The organism is Streptomyces sp. NPDC059524 (genome assembly GCF_042749255.1).
Taxonomy (GTDB): Bacteria; Actinomycetota; Actinomycetes; order Streptomycetales; family Streptomycetaceae; genus Streptomyces; species Streptomyces xanthii.
Genome location: NZ_JBHYTK010000199.1, coordinates 1 through 3,522, shown reverse-complemented (window position 1 = coordinate 3,522; position 3,522 = coordinate 1). Strand labels below are relative to the sequence as shown.

General features: G+C 75.1%; 4 protein-coding genes and 1 pseudogene. 2 read left to right on the top strand and 3 right to left on the bottom strand.

The window, feature by feature from the left end:
- The 3 genes and pseudogenes from ACFW9D_RS34765 to ACFW9D_RS34755 form a co-directional block, all read right to left on the bottom strand.
- A pseudogene (locus tag ACFW9D_RS34765) lies at positions 1 to 228 on the bottom strand (hypothetical protein); the annotation flags it as partial.
- An 18-nt stretch (positions 229 to 246) separates the two neighbouring features.
- Positions 247 to 768 carry a hypothetical protein gene (locus ACFW9D_RS34760; protein ID WP_384628803.1) on the bottom strand — a complete coding sequence of 174 codons (522 nt, stop codon included), beginning with the start codon at positions 766 to 768 and terminating at the stop codon, positions 247 to 249.
- Between the two features lie 119 nt (positions 769 to 887).
- Complete coding sequence (locus ACFW9D_RS34755) at positions 888 to 1,988, bottom strand: D-alanyl-D-alanine carboxypeptidase family protein (RefSeq protein ID WP_384628800.1); 1,101 nt, start codon at positions 1,986 to 1,988, stop codon at positions 888 to 890.
- A gap of 151 nt (positions 1,989 to 2,139) precedes the next feature.
- Between ACFW9D_RS34755 and ACFW9D_RS34750 the strand changes: the two genes are divergently transcribed.
- The gene (locus ACFW9D_RS34750; protein ID WP_384628797.1) at positions 2,140 to 2,607 is read left to right on the top strand and encodes a cyclic nucleotide-binding domain-containing protein; all 468 of its coding nucleotides are present in this window, start codon (positions 2,140 to 2,142) and stop codon (positions 2,605 to 2,607) included.
- A 172-nt stretch (positions 2,608 to 2,779) separates the two neighbouring features.
- The gene (locus ACFW9D_RS34745) at positions 2,780 to 3,505 is read left to right on the top strand and encodes a hypothetical protein (RefSeq protein ID WP_384628794.1); all 726 of its coding nucleotides are present in this window, start codon (positions 2,780 to 2,782) and stop codon (positions 3,503 to 3,505) included.
- The last annotated feature ends 17 nt before the right edge of the window (positions 3,506 to 3,522 follow it).

The following is a 3,522-nucleotide window of genomic DNA, read 5'->3' as shown; positions in this document are numbered from 1 at the left end:
CGGGGGCGCCCCCACCCCTCTCCCCGGGTCGCCCACCCCCCGGGGGTGGCCGGGGGACTGGCTCCGGGCCGGGGGGGCGTCGTAGCCCGCACCCGCCGCGCCCGGATCGGGCTGCGGCGGTCCGTCGGCACGGGAGACGCCGTGGTGCACCAGCAGGACGCCGATCAGGAGCACCACGGCGAGGAAGGACCACGAGGGCCTGCGGGCGCCGGGCGCGGCCGAGGGCACGGTCGCCGGTCCCGGCCGTCAGGCGGCGTCGGTGCGGCGCTTGCGCAGCCGCACGTATCCGGCACCGAGCGCACCCGCGATGAGCACACCGCCCGCGGCCAGCAGGGCCGGGTCGGTGCCGCCGACGCTGCCGCCGACCCCGGCGCGTACCCCGCGGTCCACGGGGGCGGGGCTCGGCCGGCCGGTGGCGATCGTCAGGGTGGTGGTGCCCGTCTCGCCGTTGCACTCGAAGGTGACCGCGTACTGGGCGCCCGGCTTGGCGTCGGGGTAGACCTGCCGGGTCACGGAGTGACCCTCGTTGAGCTGCGCCTTGTCGAAGACCGGCGCGTCGACGTTCACCGTCGGCACCTCGCAGCCGGTGGAGCTGAGCGTGACGGTGCCGCCGGCGGCCACCGTGCTCGGAGTGACCGAGAAGCCGAACGACGTCACGTCGGGCTGGGTGCCACCGTCGTCGTCTCCGGCGAAGGCGGCCGGGGCGGCGGGGCCGAGCGCGACGAGCGAGGCCAGCGCCACCGACGACAGCACGGATATGGAACGCATACGGATCCTCCTGGGAAGGGGCGGATGCTCGCGACGCTAGGAAGCCGGGCGCAGGTCCACCATTCGGCGGGGGCCAGTGGAGTGGCGGCCCCCGCCGCCAGGCCGCCTCCGCGTCCCGGTCAGCGCCCCTTCCGCAGCCGTCGGCGCAGCAGCAGCGGCACCCCGGCCAGCGCGAGCAGCGCCGCGGCCGCGCCCAGGTGCCGGCCGAGGCCCGACGGCTGGTGCGCCTCCTGAGCAGGCGCCGCCGCCGAGGGGGCCGCGGCCTCCGCACGGCGGTGGGCCGAGGGGTGCTGCGGGCCGGCCACCGCGGCGCGGGCCCGCAGCGGCGCCGCCACGAAGCCCCAGTCGAGCAGCTCCCGGCTCTCCTCGTACACAGTGTTCGAATCGCCGTCCTGCGGGTTCATCACCGTGACGAGCACCGTGCGGCCCTTGCGGGTGGCGGCGGAGACCAGGGTGTTGCCCGCCTGCGAGGTGTAGCCGTTCTTGACACCGATCAGGCCGCGGTACGGCTCCACCCCGTGCGAGCCGACCAGGAGCCGGTTCGTGTTCTGGATGCCGAACGCGTGCGGGCCGCCCGCCGCCGGGAACTGCGCCCACTTCGTTCCCATGTAGCGGCGGAAGTCGGGGTTCTTGAAGCCCTCGCGGGCGATCAGCGCCAGATCGTGGGCGGAGGAGTACTGGCCCGGGGTGTCGAAGCCGTCGGCGGATCGCACGCGGGTGTCGCGGGCGCCGATCCGGCGGGCGGTGTCCTGCATCTGCGCGAGGGTGCGGGGCAGCCCGCCGTTCAGCCGGGCCAGCGTGTTCACCGCGTCGTTGCCCGAGCTGAGGAACACGCCGCGCCACAGGTCGGCGACCGTGTACCGGGTGCCTTCGTCCACGCCGACCATGCTGCTGCCCTCCGCGACGTCCGACAGGTCCGCGTACGAGGCCCGGTGCACCAGGTCCTGGCGCAGCCGCGGCAGCACGGTCAGCGCGAACAGGGTCTTGAGGGTGCTGGCCGGCGGCAGCCTGCGGTGCGGCGCCTTCGCGGCGAGGACCTCCCCGGTGCCCGCGTCCATGACCTCCCAGGACAGGGCCGACAGGGAGGGGGCGGCGGGCGGCCGGGGAGGGGAGGCCGCGGCGAACGCGGGGGCGACGGAGCCCAGGGTGAGCGCCGTGCACAGGCCCGAGGCCGCGACGGCCTTGGCCGTACGGGGATGAGAGCGGAGGAATGTCGCCATGCCGGAAACGTAGGGTCGCCCCCGCCGACCCGCCCGGCACGTCAGCCATCCGGCCGCCGCCGACCGGGGAGCGGGCCCCCGGGCGCTCGTCCGGTGCACTCGGCCGGTCGTACGTACGCTGGAGTGACACGAGGGTGGAGGTGGTTCCGCCATGACGGCTCAGACACGCCTGCTCAACAGGCTTCCGCGCGAGTACCGCGACCGGCTGATGACCCTGGCCAAGGAGGTCTCGTTCCCCCAGGACACCCGGATCTTCGACGAGGGGGAACCGGCCCGGTGCTTCTGGATCATCCGCACCGGGATGGTCACGCTCGACGTCCGCGTCTCGGACCGCACCCTGCTGCCCATCGATCCGCTGGGCCCCGGAGATCTCCTCGGCTGGTCCTGGCTCTTCCCGCCCTATGAATGGGACTTCGGCGCGGAGGCCTTCAGCCCCGTGCGGGCCTACGAGTTCGACGGCGCCGCGGTGCGGAACCTGTGCGACCTCGAGCCCGCGCTCGGCGTGAGCCTGCTGCACGGGGTGGCCGAGGTCATGGCCCACCGGCTCGTCTCCGCACGGGTCAAGCTCGTGGAGGCCCACCGGACGCACGGGCGCATCCAGACCCACCACTCCTCCTGATCCCTTCCGACGCCTACGGAGCGTCACGCGACGCCTCGGGGTCACCCACACGTGCCCCTTCGCTCACCCGACTCGCCTCCTCGACGCGCGGGCGGCGTACCCACGGGTTTGGCTCGGCCGGTAAGCCGAACCGAACCCGTGGCCGTACGCGGCCCGCTCAGAGAGGATCAGCATGCGTCGCACCGCGTCCTGGCCGGCCACCGCACTGACGGCGGCCGTTCTCGCCCTAGCGACCCCGGTGTGCGCCGACGCCCGGGCCGACGGCGACGACACCCCCTGGGAGAGCGAGTCCTCCTGGAGCGAGCCCGCCGCGCCCGTCGATCCGGCCGACCCCGCCGATCCCGCCGCGCCCTCCGACTCCCTCGTCCCGGAGGGCGACGCCGGCCTGGAGGATCCCGCCGAGGTCCCGAGCACCCGCAGCACCGGCAAGGCGCCCGGCGCCCTCGAACTGTCCCCGGCGAACCCGCGCCCGGGCGCCACCGTCACGGCGAACACGAGCGCCTGCCGCAAGGACCGCCGGGCCACCGGCGACGCCAACAGCCTGGGCGCCGGTGACTTCCCTCTGCAGACCACGACCCAGCGGGGCGACCTCGTCGGACAGTTCCAGGTGCCGTCCGGCGCCCGGCCGGGCACGTACCCGGTCTCCGTGACCTGCGAGAGCGGCAGCGTCGTCCGGCAGACCCTGACCGTGACGGGGAGCGGCGGCAGCCAGATGCACGGGGTGCACGCCGGTGACGGCGGTTCGTGGGGCCGGATCGGCCCGGTGCAGCTGGGGCTCGGCGGGCTGCTGATCACGGGGGCGCTCGGCGCCGCCGGGTACTACACATGGCGCGGGGGGGCCCCCCCGATGAGGGTGGGGGGGGGGGGCGGGGGGGTTGCGGAGAGCGGAGTGGTGTAGAGCGAGACGGGCACTAA

Coding starts and splice junctions, on each gene's coding strand:
- ACFW9D_RS34760 (WP_384628803.1), bottom strand. CDS start 768: ATGCGTTCCATATCCGTGCTGTCGTCGGTGGCGCTGGCCTCGCTCGTC.
- ACFW9D_RS34755 (WP_384628800.1), bottom strand. CDS start 1,988: ATGGCGACATTCCTCCGCTCTCATCCCCGTACGGCCAAGGCCGTCGCG.
- ACFW9D_RS34750 (WP_384628797.1), top strand. CDS start 2,140: ATGACGGCTCAGACACGCCTGCTCAACAGGCTTCCGCGCGAGTACCGC.
- ACFW9D_RS34745 (WP_384628794.1), top strand. CDS start 2,780: ATGCGTCGCACCGCGTCCTGGCCGGCCACCGCACTGACGGCGGCCGTT.